The organism is Vibrio hepatarius (assembly GCF_001274785.1).
Lineage (GTDB): Bacteria > Pseudomonadota > Gammaproteobacteria > Enterobacterales > Vibrionaceae > Vibrio > Vibrio hepatarius.
This window is the reverse complement of record NZ_LHPI01000073.1, coordinates 1-660: the sequence shown is the minus strand read 5'-3', so window position 1 is coordinate 660 and position 660 is coordinate 1. Positions and strand designations below refer to the sequence as shown.

The following is a 660-nucleotide window of genomic DNA, read 5'->3' as shown; positions in this document are numbered from 1 at the left end:
GTCGAATGCAACGGGTTCTTCAGCCGCAACGTCCGGTTGCTCAGCGACTGCTTCTAAAGGTTCTTGCTCATTTTCCGTCTCTGAGGCATCCGATTCTTCATCCACCAGCCAATCGTCGTCTTGTGGAACACCAAACTCATTCGCAATCGCATCTGGCTTAGCTACGTCTTCAACATTTGATTTTGGCGCTTCATTTTGCGCCTGCGTTGCTAACGTATCCTCTTCAACGATCTCATGCTCTTCGGCGACTTCAGGCTGTGCTTCAATATCTTGATGTGATGATTTTGCTTCATCGTCCGCTTGTGAACGTGGTTCAGAATCGCCCATCAATGCGTTGGCATCAGGCTCAGCTACTTGAGATTGAGTCGATGTCAATTCACTGTCTTCAAGCGGTGAATTGTCAGTTTCAGCAGTTTGAAGTTCTGGCTGTTGTTCTGCTTCTGGAGATTCTACCGCCGCGATCGCGTCGCTCAGCCAATCCTCTTCATTTTCATCTTCTTGAGCAGACGGCGCTTCAGCGACCTCGGTTTCTGTTGGAGCTGGCGCTTCGCTTTGCTCCGTTGACACCTCATCGGTATCGTCCGCATGCAACGACTCGACTTCTTCAATCGCTGAAGTAAGCCAGTCATCTTCGTCGGTGTCTGCTTCTGCTTCTGCTTC

1 pseudogene is annotated in these 660 nt (G+C 50.2%); it reads right to left on the bottom strand.

Annotated features, from left to right (window positions below):
- Positions 1 to 660: pseudogene (locus AKJ31_RS23330) on the bottom strand (hypothetical protein); the annotation flags it as partial.